Here is a 17663-nt window from a genome sequence, read left to right as displayed (position 1 = left end):
GCCCCAGCTCAAGGCCGACGCCGCCGCCGCGCAGCCCGCGGCGGAACCACGGCCCGCGCCGCCCGTGGACGACCGGGACGCCGAGGCGGTCCGCGCCCGGATGGCCTCGCTCCAGCGCGGCTGGCAGCGCGGCCGTCGCGACAACGGCGAGGACCCGGGCGGGACCGGAACGCCACCGGATGAGAAGACGGACGCCGGGCAGCCGGCGGCCGCGGACACCACAGGCCCGGCTGCCCGTGACACGACCACGCATGACGGCGACGACACAGGCACCACAGCACCACCAGGAACCACATCGGGAGGGGACGGTCCATGACCGCACCGAAGGCAGCAGCTTCCACCGCATCGATCTCGGAGAAGGGATCCGGTGAGCTGAACTGGCTCCTGGACGAGCTGGTCGAGCGGGTCGGCTCGATCCGCAAGGCGCTCGTCCTCTCCAGCGACGGGCTGGCCACCGGCGCCTCGAAGGATCTGACCCGCGAGGACGGCGAGCATCTGGCCGCGGTCGCCTCCGGCTTCCACAGCCTGGCCAAGGGCGTCGGCCGGCACTTCGACGCGGGGCACGTCCGGCAGACCATGGTCGAGCTGGACGACGCGTTCCTGTTCGTCAGCGCGGCCGGCGACGGCAGCTGTCTGGCCGTACTGGCCGATGCGGACTCCGATGTCGGGCTGATCGCGTACGAGATGACGCTGCTGGTCAAGCGCGTGGGAACGCACCTGGGCACCGCGCCCCGGTCCGGTCTTTCGACCTGAACGACGGTGACGCCATGAGCGACCAGGACGGCCGGGCGGCGCGGGACCGGGAGGCGGCCCGTTGGTTCGACGACGACGCGGGCCCGGTCGTCCGGCCGTACGCCATGACGCGGGGGCGCACCCGTACGGCCGCGGAGGGGCGCCTCGACCTGATCGCGCAAGTGGTCGCCGAGAGCCGCGCGCAGGAGACGATCGACGACCAGACGCTGTCGCCCGAGCATGTGGACATCGTCGAGCTGTGCCGGCAGGCGCCGCTTTCGGTCGCCGAGCTGGCGGCCGAACTCGACCTGCCGGTCGGCGTCGTACGGGTGCTGATCGGGGATCTGCTCGATGCGGAGCTGGTCCATGTCAGCAGGCCGGTACCACCGGCCGAGCTGCCGGACGAGAAGGTGCTGCGCGAGGTGATCGACGGCCTGCGCGCGCTGTGACCGCCCCCGGTGCTCAGGTGCCGCCGCCGTCGTCGGGCTTCTTCTTGCGCGGCGGCGGCCACTGCCCGACGGCCGTGTCCGCATCCAGCCGGGAGACCGCCTCGGCCAGCTGTGCGCACACCCGCTGGATCTCCCGGTGGGTGTTGCGCCGCTCGGTGACGACCGCGGCGAGCAGCAGCGCGGTGAGCGCGGTGACCCCGTTGAAGGCCTGCAGGGTGACCATGTTCGTGAACAGATCGTGGTGGGCGAACGGCCCCGACTGCTCGGCGGCCGCGATGATCGCGACCGTGGAGACGAGCAGCGCACACGGTGCGGCCCCGGCCCGCTCGAAGCGGAACGCGGCCCAGATCAGGCACGGCGAGACCAGGAAGAGCAGATTCACCGAGCTGCTCACGGCCAGGAGCATGACGGCGAGCGTGCAGCTCGCCAGCAGCGCCGCCTCCGCCCACCGGTAGGGGCTGACGCGGGCCCTTGGCGGCCATCGGGCCGAGCTGAGGAGCAGCAGCACCGGCGTGATCACCAGTACCCCCATCGCATCACCGGTCCACCACACCGCCCAGGTCGGCCAGAAGTCTCCTGCCGTCAGCGCTCCGGAGAGCACCAGGACGCCGCTGCCGACGGTCGCGCTCACCAGCATCCCGGTCAGCGCACCGAGGCACACCAGCGCGACGGCGTCGCGCAGCCGGTCCATCTGCACACGGAACCCCGCCCGTCCCAGCAGCCGGTAGGAGACCACGGGGCCGAGGGTGTTGCCGGCGACGATCGCCAGCACCACGAGGAGCGACGGCCCCAGCGAAACATTGACCAGAAAGGCGCCCAGGGCGATTCCCGGCCAGATCCGCGGGCCGAGCAGGAGCAGCGCCGTCAGGGCGATGCCCGTTGGTGGCCACAGCGGAGTGACCTGCCCCCGGACCAGCTCCTGGAGCAGGCCGAGCTGGGCGCCGCCGTAGTAGACGCCGGCGACGACGAGGATCTGCACGGCAGTGGTGCCATGACGTTTCAGCCACTCGTTGTGCACCACAGCCTCCACTCGCCGCCGCGCCCCCGCCGGGGGCGCGCGCCTAGGTGTAGGGACCGCCGTCATGGCGGATGACGAGCACGGCGGCGTCGTCGCTGTGCCCGGTCAGATCGGCGACCGAGATCACCTCGGCGGCGAGATCGTCGGCGTCCCCGTCGTACCCCGCGCGGACCCGGGCCGCCACCTGCGCCAGCCCGTTCTCGATCGGGTAGGTAGGTCCTTCCACCACCCCGTCGGTGATCAGCACGAATGCGCCCACCTGGCTCAGCCGGCGGCGGGTGACCGGGTAGTGCTGGTCGGGGAAGACCCCCAGCGGCAGCCCGCCCGGGTCCTGGAGCACCTCCGTGCCGTCCGCGGTGCCCCAGACCGCCGGCACATGGCCGGCGCGGGCGTCGGTCAGCTCGCCGAGGACCGGGTCGAAGCGCAGGAACGTACACGTCGCCAGGAGATCGGAGCTCATCGACAGCAGCAGATTGTTGGCCCTGCTCAGCACCTCGCCGGGGTCGGTGGTGGCACCCGCGACGGCGTGCAGTCCGGTGCGGACCTGGCCCATGAAGGCGGCGGCCTCCACGTCATGGCCCTGGACGTCGCCGATGGCGAAGCCGAGCGAGCCGTCCGGCAGCACGAATGCGTCGTACCAGTCGCCTCCGATGTCCAGGCCCGTCTGCGCCGGTACGTATCGGGCCGCGGTCTGCAGTCCCGGCAGTCCCGGCAGCTCGGGCGGAAGCATGTGCCGCTGCAGTTCCACGGCGAGCGCCACCCGTGCCTGCTGGAGCTTGATCCGTTCCATGACCCGGCCGGTGAGCTGGCCGAGGAGGTGCAGAAGCTCCTCGGAGGGCGGACCGGTGGGGGTGCGGCGTCGATTCATTCAGCACTCCGCTCGGGCATGGCCAGTTCCGTTGTGGCGCATCACCGCTCAACTTTCACATTACCGCCGATGGCCGGGGGGTTGTTGAGCAATGCTCAATACCGCGTTAGGCTTCTATTGAGCAACTGTCAACAGGAGGAGAAGCGCAGCCATGGCCACGGACGCGACCCCGGCCCCCTTCGAGCACCTGGAGATCCAGGTCGGCCCGCACACCTACGACGCGCTGGCCTGCGGGCCCGCGGACGGCGAGTTCGCCCTGCTGCTGCACGGCTGGCCCGAATTCGCCGACTCCTGGAGCGCCGTGCTCACCGCCCTGGGCGCGGCCGGCTACCGCGCCGTCGCCGTCGACCAGCGCGGCTACTCCCCGCGCGCCCGCCCGCCCCGGATCGCCGACTACGCCGTCCCCGAACTCGTCGCCGACGCCCTCGCCTTCGCCGACTCCCAGGGCGCGGGCCGCTTCCACCTCGTCTCGCACGACTGGGGCGGCATGGTCGCCTGGGCGCTGGCCGGCGCCCACCCCGAGCGGCTCAAGTCCCTGACCGTGCTGGCCACCCCGCACCCCGACGCGCTCAACCGCGCCGCCGCCGAGGACCCCACCCAGTACCAGCGCCTCGACTACGTCCGCTTCTTCCGCCTCAACGACGGCGCCGCGGAGACCGCCCTGCTCGCCGACGACGCCGCCCGACTGCGCGCCGCATACGGCGGCAAGGTCCCCGGCGCGCTCGTCGACGACAACGTCCGCAGGCTCTCCGCGCCGGGCGCGCTGACCGCCACCCTGAACTGGTACCGCGCCCCCGAATCGGTCATCTCGGTGCCCGCGGGCCGGATCACCGTGCCCACCCTGTTCCTGTGGGGCAGCGAGGACACCGCGCTGGGCCGCGTCGCGGCCGAGTCGACGGGGGAGTGGGTGGACGGCCCGTACCGCTTCGAGGCCCTGGAGGGCGCCAGCCACTGGCTGCCCGAAGAGGTCCCCGACGTCGTCACGCCCAAGATCCTCGACCACCTCGGCCGGCACGCCTGACACCGCGTGGGGCCGGGACGCACCGAGCGGCTCCCGGCCCCCGCCGCCGTAAACTGCGGGCATGTCCGGCAAGCGAGCCACCCGCCTCACCCCCGACCAGCGCAGGGAGCAGCTGGTCGGCATCGGTCTGGAGATGCTTGCCGACCGCTCCCTCGACGAGCTGTCCACCGACGAGGTCGCCCGCCGGGCCGGCATCTCCCGCGGACTGCTCTTCCACTACTTCGACTCCAAGCGCGACTTCTACCGCGCCGTCGTCCGCGCCGAGTGCGACCGCTTCACCGCCGCCACACAACCGGACGACTCGCTGGAGCCGGTCGCCTGGATGCGGGCCTTCATCGCGGGCTTCGTGGCGTACGTCCTGGAGCACCGTCAGGTGTATCTCGCCCTGGTACGGGGCGCCGCGGGCAGCCACCCCGCGGTCACCGACATCGTGGGTGAAACCCGCGAGACGGTCGCCCGCCGGGTGCGCGACGGCCAGCGGCGGCTCGGTATGCCGGACGCCCCGCGGCTCGAACTCGCCTCCCGCGCCTGGATGGCGTTCGCCGAAGAGGCGGTCACCACCTGGCCGGTGGAGGAGGCCGACGCCCAGGAAGAGCTCTGCGCCTTCGTGGAGTCCAGCTTCGTGAGCCTGCTGGGACTGCTCGACCGGCCCGGCACCCTCGCCCCGCGCTGAGCGCCCACGGCGCTTCCCCGTCGCACCAACGGACACCTCTCACCGCCCTTTTGAGGCGGTTGGCGACCTCTGCCCCCGGGCGTCTCCCAAGCGTGATGCATCTCAAGTGGGCGCCGTGCTGAGCACGTTGTACCGTTCCCTTGCACCTGCTGCCTCGTTCGCCGACGCACGGGGAACAAGCGTGAGCTCCACCCGCATACCCGGCAAATTCAGGAGAAGATCCCATGGCTTTCGGGCGTTCCGAACGCCGCCGCCGGTCCGCCGCCGTCGAGCCGGTGACGCTCAAGATCCTGGTCGCGGGCGGCTTCGGAGTCGGTAAGACCACCCTGGTCGGCGCCGTCAGCGAGATCAAACCGCTGCGCACCGAGGAGCGGCTGACCGAGGCGGGCCGGCCGGTCGACGACCTCGATGGGGTGGAGACCAAGACCACCACCACCGTGGCGATGGACTTCGGACGGATCACCGTCAACGACCACCTGGTCCTCTATCTCTTCGGCACCCCGGGCCAGGACCGCTTCTGGTTCCTGTGGGACGAGCTGGCGCTCGGCGCGCTCGGCGCGGTGGTGCTCGCCGACACCCGCCGGCTCGCGGACAGCTTCGCCGCCATCGACTACTTCGAGCGGCGCGGTCTGCCCTTCACCGTCGCCGTCAACTGCTTCGACGGCGCCGACCGCTACCCGCCGGAGTCCGTACGGGAAGCCCTGGACCTGGACCCCCAGGTGCCGGTGATGCTGTGCGACGCCCGCCACAAGGACTCCGCACGGGATGTGCTGATCTCCGTCGTCGAGCATGCGATGCAGGCCGGCGACTGCCGACGGGAGCCCGCGCTGCCCTGACCGGGCGCGGAAGCACGGCCCGTACCCCGCCGTCCGGAGTACGGGCCGTACGTCTGCGCACCACCGAAGCCAGGGCTCGTCCGATGGGTCAGGGTCGGCAAGACCCTAGGACGCCGCCGAGCCGTCCTCCGTCAGCCAGCCGAAGCTGCGCTCCACGGCCCTGCGCCAGTTGGCGAACTCGCGGTCCCGGGTCTGCGCGTCCATCCGCGGTGTCCACTCCGTGTCCCGCTTCCAGTGGGCCCGCAGCTCGTCCAGGTCCTGCCAGACACCGGTCGCAAGTCCGGCCGCGTAGGCCGCCCCCAGACAGGTGGTCTCCGAAATCACCGGGCGGATCACCGGCACACCCAGCACATCCGCCTGATGCTGCATCAGCAGTTTGTTGGCGGTCATCCCGCCGTCGACCTTGAGCTGGGTGATCTGTACGCCCGAGTCCTGGTACATGGCGTCCACGACCTCCCTCGTCTGCCAGCTGGTCGCCTCCAGTACGGCGCGCGCCAGATGCGCCTTGGTGACAAAGCCGGTCAGACCGGTGATCACCCCGCGGGCGTCGGAGCGCCAATAGGGCGCGAACAGACCGGAGAACGCCGGGACGACATACGCCCCGCCGTTGTCCGGGACGCTCGCCGCCAGCGGCTCGATCTCGTCGGCCGACGCGATGATGCCGAGCTGATCGCGGAACCACTGCACCAGCGCGCCCGTGATGGCGATGGAGCCCTCCAGGCAGTAGACCGGCGCCTCGCCACCGAGCTGGTAACCCATGGTCGTCAGCAGCCCGTTCTTGGACGGGACCGGGCGGTTGCCGGTGTTCAGCAGCAGGAACGACCCGGTGCCATAGGTGTTCTTGGCCTCGCCGACGCCGTAGCAGGTCTGCCCGAAGACCGCCGCCTGCTGGTCGCCGAGCGCGGACGCCACCGGCACCCCGTGCAGCTGCCCGACGGCCGTGCCGTACACCTCCGCCGACGATCTGATCTCCGGCAGGATCGCGGCCGGCACATTCATCGCCGACAGGGTCGCCGGATCCCACTGGAGGGTGGACAGGTTCATCAGCATCGTGCGGCCCGCGTTCGTCACATCGGTGACATGCACCCCGCCGTCGGTGCCGCCGGTCAGATTCCAGATCAGCCAGGAGTCGATGGTGCCGAACGCGATCTCGCCGCGCTCGGCACGGGCCCGCAGACCCGGCACCTCATCCAGCAGCCAGGCCGCCTTCGGCCCGGAGAAATAGCTGGCCAGCGGCAGGCCGGTGGCATCCCGGAAGCGGTCCTGGCCGTCCGGGCCGCCCAGCTCCGCGCACAGCTGGGAGGTACGGGTGTCCTGCCAGACGATCGCATGGTGCACCGGCCGGCCGGTGGCCCGGTCCCACAGGACCGTGGTCTCCCGCTGGTTGGTGATGCCCAGCGCGCTGAGCTGGTCCGCGCGCAGCCCCGCTTTGGCGAGCGCGCCCGCCACCACGGCCTGCACCTTCGACCAGATCTCGGTGGCGTCGTGCTCCACCCAGCCCGGCTTGGGGAAGATCTGGCGGTGCTCACGCTGGTCGACGGCGACGATCGCCCCGCCGTGGTCGAAGATGATGCAGCGGCTCGACGTGGTGCCCTGGTCGATCGCGGCAACGTACTTCTCGGTGTGCTCCGTCATGCCGTCACGCCTCCTGAAGTCCTGGTGAGTGGATGCGGCGGGGCCCGCCGGCGTCAGAACGCCGCGGCATAGACCAGGCCGGAGAGCACCGCGCCGATCAGCGGCCCGGCCACCGGGATCCAGGCGTAACTCCAGTCGGGGGAGCCCTTGTTGGGGATCGGCAGCAGCGCGTGCACGAGGCGCGGACCGAGGTCACGGGCCGGGTTGATGGCATAGCCGGTGGGACCGCCCAGCGAGAGCCCGATACCGACGACGAGCAGCGCGACCAGCAGCACATTGATCCCCGAGCCGTAGACCCCCGCATGCTCGCCGGGGACCCGGCCGATACCGATGCCCTTGTTCTCGCCGAAGAACAGCAGCGGCAGCACCAGACCGACGGTGGCGATGATCTCGGTGACGAGGTTGGCGACCGGCCGGCGGATCTCCGGGCCGGTGGAGAAGATCCCCAGCGTCGGCTGCGGAGTGACACCGGACCGCCCGTCGTTGGCCGCGAACTGCGCGTAATACAGCGCCCAGGCCAGTACGGCGCCGATCGCCGCACCGACCATCTGTGCCGCGATGTACAGCGGCACCTTCGACCACTCGGTGCCGCCCGCGACCGCCGAGCCGACCGTCACCGCGGGGTTGAGATGCCCGCCGGACAGCGGTGCCGCGGTGTACGCGCCGGCCAGGACGCCCATGCCCCAGCCGAACGCGATCGCGACCCAGCCCGCGGCCTTCGCCTTGGAGTGGTGCAGGGTGACGGCGGCGCACACACCCGCGCCGAACAGAATCAGTATCGCGGTGCCTATCACTTCACCGACGAAGATGTGCCCATTGGAATACATGGCGGCTCCTTGGCTCCCCGGGGGACGTCCCCCGGTCCTCCGTGCAGGGTGCGTGCCAACGGCGGACAGCGGGCAGCCGCCGCCACCCGGCCGGGGTGCCTGAGTGCGGCAGTGCCGACCGGCATCCGGAAGTGTTCACCTGAGGTGAGGGAGCGTCAAGGTCGCACACAGCTCGGGATGTTGATGTACCCGCACCTGCCCACGGGCACCGCCGCGCCCCGTCACCCCCGGGCCCGTACGCCCCCCTGACCCGGCGGGGCGGTGCACGTGGGGCCGGCCGGGCCGGGCACCCGGGCCGTCGTACCGCGGCGGATCTCGGTAAGCCCCGAGCCGGGCCGGCCCAGCACCCAGCTCGCCCCCGGCAGCCCCTTCGCGGCCTTCTTCAGCGGTGCGAGCGCGGCCGCCGCCTCATGGTGGCCGGTGACGGTGCCGGGCGGACAGACGGCCGTCGCCAGCGACAGCGTGACCGGCCGCCCGCCCGCCTGCCACGCCACGTCCAACAGCGCCGCGGCGAACGGCTCCAGGCCGTCCGGCTCGGCCAGCACCAGGAAGTCATCGCCGCCGATATGGCCCACCCGGCTGGCCGGCTCGCCCGCCGCGACCTGGGCCAGCGCCCGCCCCACCGAACGGATCAGCTCATCGCCGGCCGCGAACCCCGCACCGTCGTTGACCTGCTTGAAACCGTCCACATCCAGCCAGCTCAGCGCGAACGCCCGGCCCTCGGCGATCCGCCGGTCCACCTCGGCGTTGACCTCGTCCGAACCGGGCAGCCGGGTCAGCGGATTGAGCCGGGCCGCCTCCTCCACCCGGCTCTCGGCCAGCGCCCGCACGATGTCGGCGAGATGCACCACGCCCATGCACCGGCCGCGCTCGTCCACCACCGCCACATCGTCCCCGGTACGGTCCCGGTCCCCCTCGGCGATCACATCGAGCACCTGCCAGGCGGTGGCGTCCGCACCGACCGTCCGCGGCCGGTCCGCGAGCCGCAGTGCCGGCCGGTCGGCGTACAGCGCATGCCCGTACCGCCCGGACAGCGACAGCAGGAACCGGTCCCGGTCGATCGCCCGGACCGGCACCCCGTCGGTGTCCACCAGCAGCACCCCCGATACCTCGGGGAAGCCGGTGAGATGGCTGCGCACCGCGCCCGCGGACGCGGACATCGGCAGCAGCGCGGCGGGCTGCAGGAACTGGGCGACCGGCGGTCCCGAGGGCGGGCGGTGCGGCACCGCCGGCCCGCTCGCCGCCTGCGGGAGCGCGGCCGGGAAGTACACATCGGTGGCCGGCCGGCGCGCCGGCGGTGCGAACAAGTGGCCCTGCGCCAGCTGCACCCCGGCGTCCCGTACCGCCGCATACTGCCGCTCGGTCTCCACGCCCTCGATGGCCAGCAGCCCGCCCACCCGCTCGCACAGCTGCCGCGCCGCGGCCACCGCGGCCTGCCGTCCCCGGTCGGTGTCCAGCCGCGCACACAGCGACGCATCGAGTTTGACGAGGTCCGGCGCGAGCTCGCCGAGCAGCCGCAGCGGCAGATCACCGTCCCCGACCCCGTCCGCGCAGATCCGGTAGCCCTCGTCGCGCAGCACCGCCACCGACTCCAGCAGCGCGGCGTGCGGGACATGGGTGAACGGCCCGCCGAGATCGAGGGTGATCTCCCACGGCCGCCGGCCCACGTCGTGAACGGCCTTGCCCAGCGCCGTCAGCCGGGGCAGCTCGGCGACGGTCGTGGCGAAGACATTGATGTGCAGCGGCAGCAGCGTCTCCTGATGTGCCGCCGTCCGTACGGCCAGCGCCGCGAGTTCCGCGTCCAGTTCGGAGCAGCGGCGCGCGGAGGCCAGGACATCGACCTCGCCGTCCTCGGGGCGGGCGAGTATCTCCAGCGCGGCGACCGAACCGGTCGAGAGGTTCACGACGGGCTGGAAGGCGAATCGAAGCTGGTCCGTCCAGGCAGGCACGGGCAGTAGCTTGCCCCTCCGTCACGGTGAACAGGGTGTGATTAACGCACTGTTCATGCATCCTTCCGGAGCGTATGGATCACTGCCCCCGCAATGCACACAGGACGTTCGAGGGGCGGGCTCCGGGGGCGCAGGGGAGGCGGCGCCGTACGGTGGCCTGCGCCGCGCCGCGGCGCGGGGAGTTCGTGGGGAGCGGCCGCCGTACGACCACCCTCACCGCACCGCAACCACGGCCGATCCATGCCCGAACAACCCCTGATTGGCGGTCACCCCCACCCGGGCACCGGCTACTTGGCGCGCGCCCGCCTGTCCCCGCAGCTGCCAGGTCAGCTCGCAGACCTGCGCAATGGCCTGCGCCGGCACCGCCTCCCCGAACGACGCCAGGCCGCCGCTGGCATTCACCGGCAGCCGCCCGCCCAGCGCCGTCGCGCCGTCCCGCAGCAGCTTGGCGCCCTCACCGGCGCCGCACAGCCGCAGGTCCTCGTACCACTCCAACTCCAGTGCGGTGGACAGGTCGTAGACCTCGGCCAGCGAGAGGTCCTCGGGGCCGATCCCGGCCTCCTCGTAGGCGGTGTGCGCGATCGACGCCCGGAAACCGGTCGCCGGCTCCGGTACGGCGGCCGACGAGTCGGTGGCGATGTCCGGCAGATCGAGTACGGTCCGCGGATAGTGCGGGGTGGCCGTGGAGACCGCGCGGATCCGGACCGGGTCCGCGACGCCGTGCCGGCGCGCGAAGTCCATGCTGGTCAGGACCAGCGCCGCGGCGCCGTCGGAGGTCGCGCAGATGTCCAGCAGCCGCAGTGGGTCGGAGACCACCGCCGACGCCGCGACCTCCTGCGCGGTGACCCGCTTGCGGTAGCGGGCGTACGGATTGGCCGCGCCTGCCGCCGAGTTCTTCACCTTCACCTGGGCGAAGTCGTCCGCCGTATCGCCGTACAGGGCCATCCGGCGGCGTGCGTACAGCCCGAAGTACGCCGGGTTGGTGGCTCCCAGCAACCGGAAACGCAACCAGTCCGGATCATCGGGCCGATCGCCGCCCGCCGGGGCGAAGAAGCCCTTGGGCGCGGCGTCCGCGCCCACCACCAGCGCCACCTCCGCGAGGCCCGAAAGGATCTGCACCCGCGCGGTGCCGATCGCCTGCGCGCCGGACGCACAGGCCGCGTAGACGCTGGTCACCCGGGCGCCCTGCCAGCCCAGCGCCTTGGCGAAGGTCGCGCCCGCCACATAACCGGGGTAGCCCCCGCGCACCGTGTCCGCCCCGACCACGCTCTGCACCTCGCGCCAGTCGAGCCCGGCGTCCGCGAGGGCATCCCTGACCGCCTTCGTCCCGTACTCGACAAAGCTGCGCCCCCACTTGCCCCAGGGGTGCATACCGGCACCGAGCACGGCCACGTCGCCGGTCAGGGAGCCGGTTGAGGGCTCGGAATCGTGGCTTGCGCTTGTGTTTGCCTGCGCTTCCCTCGAACTGCCTCGGTCTGCGCTCGGGGGTGCGTGCCCTGCGTGCGTGCTGCCTTGCGATGCGGTCGGGGGTGGGTGCCCTGCGCTCCTGTATACCCGCCGCCCACCCGCGCCTTTAGTTTTTTCCCCGCCGCCCACCCCCCTTCGGGGGGTGGGCGGGTGTGGTGATGCGGGTGCCGCTTCGGGGACGGGCGGATGTGGTGATGCGGGTGTCGCTTCGGGGACGGGCGGATGTGGTGACGCGGGCACCGCTTCGGGGACGGGCGGACACGGCGACGCGGGTGTCGCTTCGGGGACGGCTTGGCCCAGTGAGGCGCCCCCCGCTTCGGCGGCAGCCGGCCCCAGCGACGCGCCCCCCGCTCCACCGCCAGCCAGGTCCGATGACACACCCCCCGCTCCGGCAGCGGCCGGCCCCAGCGACGCGGCCACCGCCCGCGAATCGCCCCCACCGCCACCTCCCACCACCCTCCACCGCCACGTCATCCACGTATGCCCGTCATCCTCATTCAGCACCCCGGGCACCAGCTCGACCTCCGTGCCCACCGTGAGATCCGCGACGCCGACGCCGGGCGCGGCCTGGCCGAGGACCACCATCCGCTCCGCCGCCAGTTCCACGGCGACCAGGGTGTACGGCTGCCACGAGGCGTCCGGATCGGAGACGTAGGGGGCGGGCGGGCGATAGCGCGCGTCGGTGTACGACCAGACCGTGCCGCGCCGGGACAGCGGCACCTCCGCCAGGTCGTCGCTCGTGCACGCGGGGTTGCGGCAGAAGGTGTCCTCGCGGGGGAAGAACACCGCGCCGCAGGCCCGGCACCGGGTCCCCAGCAGCCGGAAGTCCGCCGCGTCCGGGTCGAACCACCCCGGCACCACCGGTTTGCGTGTACGTGACACGGCCCCTCCCCACCCAGAACTGACGGAACGTCAGAAGTGTGGCACGCTGCCGCTCGGCGCGGAACCCCGGTACAGTCGCCGCGCGATCAAGCCGTGCACGAGGGGGAGCGCCCGTGACCGAAGCCGCCCGCACCGACGCCCGGCCGGCCCGTACGGGCGCCGCACCCGCCGTACGGCTCACCGCCGTCAGCAAGGACTTCGGTGCGGTACGCGCCGTCGATGGCGCCGAACTCGCGCTCCGGGAAGGGGAGTTCTTCTCCCTCCTCGGGCCGTCCGGCTCCGGGAAGACCACCCTGCTGCGTCTGATCGCCGGCTTCGAGCGGCCCACCGCGGGCCGTATCGAACTCGCCGGCCGCGATGTCACCGCACTCGCGCCCAGCCGCCGCGATGTCCACACCGTCTTCCAGGACTACGCGCTCTTCCCCCATATGACCGTCGAGCAGAACGTCGCCTACGCCCTGACCGTGCGCGGGGTGCGCAAACCCGAGCGCCTCGCCCGCGCCCGCGAGGCGCTGCGCACCGTACGGCTCGACGACTACGGCCCACGCCGCCCGGCCCAGCTCTCCGGCGGCCAGCGCCAGCGCGTCGCCCTGGCCCGGGCGCTGATCGACGACCCGGGTCTGCTGCTGCTCGACGAGCCCCTCGGCGCCCTCGACCTCCAGCTGCGCCAGGAGATGCAGCGCGAACTCACCCGCATCCAGCGCGCCACCGGCGTCACCTTCCTCCTCGTCACCCACGACCAGGAAGAGGCGCTGACCCTCAGCGACCGTCTCGCCGTCCTCGACCGCGGCCGCATCGCGCAGATCGGCCCGCCGCTGGAGATCTACGACCGGCCGGCCACCGCCTTCGTCGCGGGTTTCGTCGGCACCACCAATCTGCTGCGCGACCAGGCCGCGGTCCGCGTGGTCGGCGCCCCGGGGACGTACAGCATCCGCCCCGAACGGATCAGGATCGCCGCTCCGGACAGCGCGCCGGGGCCGGGGGAGCGCTGCGTGGCCGGCCGGATCACCGATATCGCGCACGCCGGCGCCCACACCCGGTTCGTGATCCGGCTCGACGCGGGCGACGACCGGCTCACCGTACTGCGGCTGAACTCGGCGGGGCTGCCGGACGCGGCCCGTATCGGCGCCGCCGTTCATCTCCTGTGGAACGTCAACGACGCCTTCGCGGTCCCCGGCTGACGAGCCGTCGGTTTCGCGCAACCGGGCGCATTCGATCGGCGATGCGCTCTGGTGGCAGAGGGTCCGCTTCCGGATACTGGCGGGGCTCGACAGCCGTGTGCGACAGGGGAGCTCACCATGCGCAACGCGAATCAGTGGAAGGCCGCCGTGGCGGCCGGCGTCCTGCTGCTGGCCGTCGCCTGCGGCTCCGGCGGCGGGGGCCCGGACGGCGGGGGAGCCGCGGAGCAGAAGTCCGTCGGCAAGGGCGAGGGCCGGGTCGACATCATCGCCTGGGCCGGATACGCCGAGGACGGCTCCAACGACCCCAAGGCCGACTGGGTGCACCCCTTCGAGAAGCAGACCGGCTGCCAGGTCAACACCAAGATCGCCGGGACCTCCGACGAGATGGTCTCGCTGATGAAGACCGGCCAGTACGACACCGTCTCCGCGTCCGGTGACGCCACCCTGCGGCTGATCGCCGCCAAGGACGTGGTGCCCGTCAACACCCGCCTGGTCCCGAACTACCGCGACATCTTCAGCGGCCTGAAGATGCGCCCGTTCAACTCCAAGGACGGGAAGATGTACGGCATTCCGCACGGCCGCGGCGCCAATCTGCTGATGTACCGCACCGACAAGGTCTCGCCGGCCCCCGACTCCTGGAAGGCCGTCTTCGACGGTGCGGCGAAGTACTCGGGCAAGGTCACCGCCTACGACTCGCCCATCTACATCGCCGACGCCGCCCTCTATCTGATGAAGACCCGGCCGGGGCTCGGGATCAAGGACCCCTACGCCCTCGACGGCAAGCAACTCGCCGCCGCCGTCGCCCTGTTGAAGAAGCAGCGGCAGCACATCGGCGAATACTGGAGCGACTACCAGAAGGAAGTCACCGCCTTCAAGGGCGGCGACAGCGTCATCGGCACCACCTGGCAGGTCATCGCCAATACCGCTACCGCGGAAAAGGCCCCGGTCAAGGCCGTCCTCCCCAAGGAAGGGGCGACCGGCTGGTCCGACACCTGGATGGTCTCCGCCAAGGCCGCCCACCCCAACTGCGCCTACAAATGGCTCAACTGGATCGTCTCCCCGAAGGTGAACGCCCAGGTCGCCGAGTACTTCGGCGAGGCCCCCGCCAACGCCAGGGCCTGCAAGGAAACCGCCGACCCCCGGCACTGCGCGGTCTACCACGCCGACGACGAGAGCTACTACCGCCGCGTCCACTTCTGGACCACCCCCGTCCCGCAGTGCCTCGACGGCCGCAAGGGCGTCACATGCACCGACTACGCGGAATGGACCCGTGCCTGGACGGAGATCAAGGGCTGAGCGCGCGGAACCGGTGCCCGTCATGAGCTGCGAGCCGGGCGCGCGCGGCCGGCTCGCCGCGCTGCTCGCCCCGCCCCTCCTGTGGCTGGTCCTCGCCTACCTCGGCTCCCTCGCCATCCTCCTGCTCTCCGCCTTCTGGACGACCGACCCCTTCACCTCCGACGTGGTCCGCACCTGGACCACCGACAACTTCCGGGACATCCTCACCACCCCCGTCTACCGCACCGTCGCCCTGCGCACCCTCGGTATCGCCGTCGCCGTCACCCTCCTGGACGCCGTACTCGCGCTGCCGATGGCGTTCTTCATGGCGCGGGTGGCGCGGGGCCGGCTGCGCCGCGTCCTGCTGGTGGCCGTGCTCACCCCGCTGTGGGCCGGCTATCTCGTCAAGGCGTACGCCTGGCGGGTGATGCTCGGCGAACACGGCATCGTGAATGCGGCGCTCGCCCCACTGGGCCTGCGCGGACCCGGATACGGCGCGACCGCCGTGGTCATCGTGCTCGCCTACCTCTGGCTGCCGTACATGATCCTGCCGGTGTACGCGGCCCTGGAGCGGCTGCCCGCCCACCAGTTGGAGGCCTCCGCCGACCTAGGCGCGGGCACCGTACGCACCCTGCGCTCCGTCGTCGCCCCCGCCGTGCGCCCGGCGATCCTGGCGGGCTCCGTCTTCACCTTCTCGCTCAGCCTCGGTGACTACCTCACCGTGCAGATCGTCGGCGGCCGCACCCAGCTCCTGGGCAATGTCATCGCCTCCCAGGTCACCCTCGATCTGCCGCTGGCCGCGGCGCTCTCCGCCGTCCCCGTCGCCCTGATCGTCTGCTATCTCGCCGCCGTCCGCCGGGCCGGCGCGCTCGACTCGCTCTGACCGGTCCCCGAGGAGGCAGCCGGATGCATCTCACGCGCACCGCCCGCATCGTGCTCGGCTGTGTGACGGCCGCCGGCCTGGCCCTGATCTACCTTCCGCTGCTCCTGGTGGTGCTCAACTCCCTCAACGCCGACGGCTCGTTCGCCTGGCCGCCCAGCGGGCTGACCGGCGAGTGGTGGAGCCGCGCCGTGCACAGCGCGGGCGCCCGCGACGCGCTGTGGACCTCGTTGCGGGCCGGTCTGGGCGCCACCGCCATCGCCCTGGTCCTCGGCTCGCTCGCCGCCTTCGCCGTGCACCGCCACCGCTTCTTCGGCCGGCAGACCGTCTCGTTCCTGATCGTGCTGCCGATCGCGCTGCCCGGCATCGTCACCGGCATCGCCCTCAACGCCGCCTTCCGCACCGTTCTTGAGCCAGTGGGCATCGGCTTCGGCCTGTTCACCGTCGTCGTCGGCCATGCGACCTTCTGCGTCGTCATCGTCTTCAACAATGTCGCTGCCCGGCTCCGCCGGATCGCACCCTCGCTGGCAGAGGCCTCCGCCGACCTGGGCGCCCGCCCCTGGCAGACCCTGCGGTACGTCACCTTCCCGGCGCTGCGCCCGGCCCTGTTCGCCGGTGCGCTGCTGGCCTTTGCGCTCTCCTTCGACGAGGTCGTGGTGACCACCTTCACGGCGGGGGCGGGCACCAGGACACTGCCGATCTGGATCTACGAGAATCTGGCCCGCCCCCACCAGGCGCCGGTCGTCGATGTCGTCGCCGCGGTTCTGATCGGCCTGTCGGTGCTCCCCGTATACGTCGCCCAGCGGCTCTCGTCGGACCCGGCCGGCGGCCGGCTCTGAGCACAGCGCCGGCGACGCTCAGCTGCCCGCCTGCCCGCCTGCCCGCCTGCCCGCCTGCCCGTCGGAGCGTCAACTCCCGCTTTTTCCCTTGGACGTCGTCCGCACCCGGTGCTATGTTGTTCTCGTTCCGAGAAAGACTCAAAGTGAGAATGACGAGCGGAGGTGGCGGTCGTGGATGCGGACCGGCAGGGCAACGGGAGCGATACCGCCGACGAGGGCGGCGACAGCGCATTCCTCGCGGCCTACGACCCGCGTGACTTCCCCGCCATCGCCGTGACCGTCGACATCGTCGCGCTGACCCTGCGCGCGGGCATCCTGCACATCCTGCTCGTCGAGCGCGGCGGCCGGCCTTTCCAGGGCGCCTGGGCGCTGCCCGGCGGATTCGTCCGCGCCGGCCGGGAATCGCTCGACGAGGCCGCCGCCCGCGAACTCGCCGAGGAGACCGGGCTGGACGCCACGCAACTGGAGCGCGTCCACCTCGAACAGCTCGGCTCGTACGGCGATCCTGGCCGCGACCCGCGGATGCCCGTCGTCACGGTCGCCTACCTCGCCTTCGCGCCCGACCTCCCCGAGGCGCGGGGCGGCGGCGACGCCTCGTCCGCGGCCTGGATCCCGGTCACCGGGCTCGATCTCGGCACCTTTCGGGACGGCCGTACGGCGCAGCCGGCGGCGGACGGGGACACTTCGCAGGCCGACGGCGAACCGGACGCGGCCCGGCCGCGTCCCCCAGAACAGGGTCCGGGGCACGGGATCGACGGGGGTGATTCCGTGCCCCGGCCCGTAGCCGATGAGCCGCCGGCGGGTGAGCCCGCTCCCAAGGCCCCGCTCCCGCTCGCCTTCGACCACGCCCGGATCGTCGCCGACGGACTCGACCGCGCCCGCGCGAAGATCGAGTACACCCCGCTGGCCACGGCCTTCCTCGGCGAGGAATTCACCATCGCCGAACTCCGCCGCGTCTACGAATCCATCTGGGGCAGCCCGCTGCACGCCGGGAACTTCCACCGCAAGGTGCTCTCCGTCCCCGGATTCGTCGAATCCACCGGCGCGACCGCGGCCCGCGGGGGAGCCCGCGGCGGCCCGCGCGCCCGCCTCTACCGTGCGGGCGACGCCCGCCTGCTGCACCCGGCGCTG

16 protein-coding genes and 2 pseudogenes are annotated in these 17663 nt (G+C 72.1%); 11 read left to right on the top strand and 7 right to left on the bottom strand.

Translation table 11 applies throughout. The features are described 5' to 3' along the window. The 3 genes and pseudogenes from DY245_RS23715 to DY245_RS23705 form a co-directional block, all read left to right on the top strand. Positions 1-316 (top strand): annotated as a pseudogene (locus DY245_RS23715) (histidine kinase); the annotation flags it as partial. Further along, on the top strand, positions 313-753 hold the full coding sequence (locus tag DY245_RS23710) for a roadblock/LC7 domain-containing protein (RefSeq protein ID WP_128509258.1): 441 nt from the start codon (positions 313-315) through the stop codon (positions 751-753). The pseudogene DY245_RS23715 and the gene DY245_RS23710, both read left to right, overlap by 4 nt. A gap of 14 nt (positions 754-767) precedes the next feature. Continuing rightward, on the top strand, positions 768-1181 hold the full coding sequence (locus DY245_RS23705) for a DUF742 domain-containing protein (RefSeq protein ID WP_128509257.1): 414 nt from the start codon (positions 768-770) through the stop codon (positions 1179-1181). A gap of 13 nt (positions 1182-1194) precedes the next feature. Here DY245_RS23705 and DY245_RS23700 read toward each other — a convergent pair whose 3' ends face one another. Next, positions 1195-2202, bottom strand: coding sequence for an MASE1 domain-containing protein (locus DY245_RS23700; RefSeq protein WP_425329432.1), 1008 nt, complete (start codon positions 2200-2202; stop codon positions 1195-1197). Between the two features lie 40 nt (positions 2203-2242). Continuing rightward, complete coding sequence (locus DY245_RS23695; protein WP_128509255.1) at positions 2243-3067, bottom strand: PP2C family protein-serine/threonine phosphatase; 825 nt, start codon at positions 3065-3067, stop codon at positions 2243-2245. 151 nt (positions 3068-3218) lie between these two features. On the opposite strand from DY245_RS23695, the gene DY245_RS23690 reads away from it, so the two are divergent. The 3 genes from DY245_RS23690 (at position 3219) to DY245_RS23680 (ending at position 5597) form a co-directional block, all read left to right on the top strand. Further along, entirely contained in the window at positions 3219-4088 is an 870-nt protein-coding gene (locus DY245_RS23690) for an alpha/beta fold hydrolase (RefSeq protein WP_128509254.1), read from the top strand. A 61-nt stretch (positions 4089-4149) separates the two neighbouring features. Next, positions 4150-4761 (top strand): TetR/AcrR family transcriptional regulator, encoded by a 612-nt coding sequence (locus tag DY245_RS23685; RefSeq protein ID WP_128509253.1) that lies wholly within the window; start codon positions 4150-4152, stop codon positions 4759-4761. Between the two features lie 224 nt (positions 4762-4985). After that, on the top strand, positions 4986-5597 hold the full coding sequence (locus tag DY245_RS23680; protein ID WP_128509252.1) for a GTP-binding protein: 612 nt from the start codon (positions 4986-4988) through the stop codon (positions 5595-5597). 105 nt (positions 5598-5702) lie between these two features. On the opposite strand, the gene glpK is transcribed toward DY245_RS23680, so the two are convergent. From glpK to DY245_RS45330, 5 genes and pseudogenes are all read right to left on the bottom strand, one after another. Next, positions 5703-7232, bottom strand: a complete 1530-nt coding sequence (gene glpK / locus DY245_RS23675; RefSeq protein WP_128509251.1) for a glycerol kinase GlpK — start codon at positions 7230-7232, stop codon at positions 5703-5705. Between the two features lie 53 nt (positions 7233-7285). Then, positions 7286-8059, bottom strand: a complete 774-nt coding sequence (locus DY245_RS23670) for an MIP/aquaporin family protein (protein ID WP_128509250.1) — start codon at positions 8057-8059, stop codon at positions 7286-7288. A 221-nt stretch (positions 8060-8280) separates the two neighbouring features. After that, complete coding sequence (locus DY245_RS23665; RefSeq protein ID WP_128509249.1) at positions 8281-10008, bottom strand: bifunctional diguanylate cyclase/phosphodiesterase; 1728 nt, start codon at positions 10006-10008, stop codon at positions 8281-8283. Between the two features lie 213 nt (positions 10009-10221). Beyond that, positions 10222-11412, bottom strand: coding sequence for a lipid-transfer protein (locus DY245_RS45335; protein ID WP_220377933.1), 1191 nt, complete (start codon positions 11410-11412; stop codon positions 10222-10224). 510 nt (positions 11413-11922) lie between these two features. After that, positions 11923-12357: pseudogene (locus DY245_RS45330) on the bottom strand (Zn-ribbon domain-containing OB-fold protein); the annotation flags it as partial. Positions 12358-12470: 113 nt separating this feature from the next. On the opposite strand from DY245_RS45330, the gene DY245_RS23655 reads away from it, so the two are divergent. The 5 genes from DY245_RS23655 to DY245_RS23635 all read left to right on the top strand — a co-directional run. Beyond that, positions 12471-13538, top strand: coding sequence for an ABC transporter ATP-binding protein (locus DY245_RS23655; RefSeq protein WP_128509247.1), 1068 nt, complete (start codon positions 12471-12473; stop codon positions 13536-13538). A 117-nt stretch (positions 13539-13655) separates the two neighbouring features. Continuing rightward, on the top strand, positions 13656-14834 hold the full coding sequence (locus DY245_RS23650) for an ABC transporter substrate-binding protein (RefSeq protein ID WP_128509246.1): 1179 nt from the start codon (positions 13656-13658) through the stop codon (positions 14832-14834). Positions 14835-14856: 22 nt separating this feature from the next. Next, the gene (locus tag DY245_RS23645) at positions 14857-15696 is read left to right on the top strand and encodes an ABC transporter permease (RefSeq protein WP_128509245.1); all 840 of its coding nucleotides are present in this window, start codon (positions 14857-14859) and stop codon (positions 15694-15696) included. Between the two features lie 23 nt (positions 15697-15719). Beyond that, entirely contained in the window at positions 15720-16532 is an 813-nt protein-coding gene (locus DY245_RS23640) for an ABC transporter permease (RefSeq protein WP_128509244.1), read from the top strand. Positions 16533-16799: 267 nt separating this feature from the next. Next, positions 16800-17663 (top strand): NUDIX hydrolase (locus DY245_RS23635; RefSeq protein WP_244943213.1); only part of this gene is annotated, 864 nt, incomplete at its 3' end.

It is taken from the genome of Streptomyces inhibens (assembly GCF_003389455.1).
GTDB lineage: Bacteria > Actinomycetota > Actinomycetes > Streptomycetales > Streptomycetaceae > Streptomyces > Streptomyces inhibens.
The sequence above is the reverse complement of the archived record's forward strand: the minus strand, read 5'-3'. Positions and strand labels throughout refer to the sequence as shown.

Excerpts from the sequence above, each read along its gene's own strand:
- DY245_RS23650 (WP_128509246.1), top strand. The coding sequence starts at position 13,656 with ATGCGCAACGCGAATCAGTGGAAGGCCGCCGTGGCGGCCGGCGTCCTG.
- DY245_RS23685 (WP_128509253.1), top strand. The coding sequence starts at position 4,150 with ATGTCCGGCAAGCGAGCCACCCGCCTCACCCCCGACCAGCGCAGGGAG.
- DY245_RS23670 (WP_128509250.1), bottom strand. The coding sequence starts at position 8,059 with ATGTATTCCAATGGGCACATCTTCGTCGGTGAAGTGATAGGCACCGCG.
- DY245_RS23680 (WP_128509252.1), top strand. The coding sequence starts at position 4,986 with ATGGCTTTCGGGCGTTCCGAACGCCGCCGCCGGTCCGCCGCCGTCGAG.
- DY245_RS23645 (WP_128509245.1), top strand. The coding sequence starts at position 14,857 with ATGAGCTGCGAGCCGGGCGCGCGCGGCCGGCTCGCCGCGCTGCTCGCC.
- DY245_RS23705 (WP_128509257.1), top strand. The coding sequence starts at position 768 with ATGAGCGACCAGGACGGCCGGGCGGCGCGGGACCGGGAGGCGGCCCGT.
- DY245_RS23710 (WP_128509258.1), top strand. The coding sequence starts at position 313 with ATGACCGCACCGAAGGCAGCAGCTTCCACCGCATCGATCTCGGAGAAG.
- glpK (WP_128509251.1), bottom strand. The coding sequence starts at position 7,232 with ATGACGGAGCACACCGAGAAGTACGTTGCCGCGATCGACCAGGGCACC.
- DY245_RS23640 (WP_128509244.1), top strand. The coding sequence starts at position 15,720 with ATGCATCTCACGCGCACCGCCCGCATCGTGCTCGGCTGTGTGACGGCC.
- DY245_RS23690 (WP_128509254.1), top strand. The coding sequence starts at position 3,219 with ATGGCCACGGACGCGACCCCGGCCCCCTTCGAGCACCTGGAGATCCAG.
- DY245_RS23695 (WP_128509255.1), bottom strand. The coding sequence starts at position 3,067 with ATGAATCGACGCCGCACCCCCACCGGTCCGCCCTCCGAGGAGCTTCTG.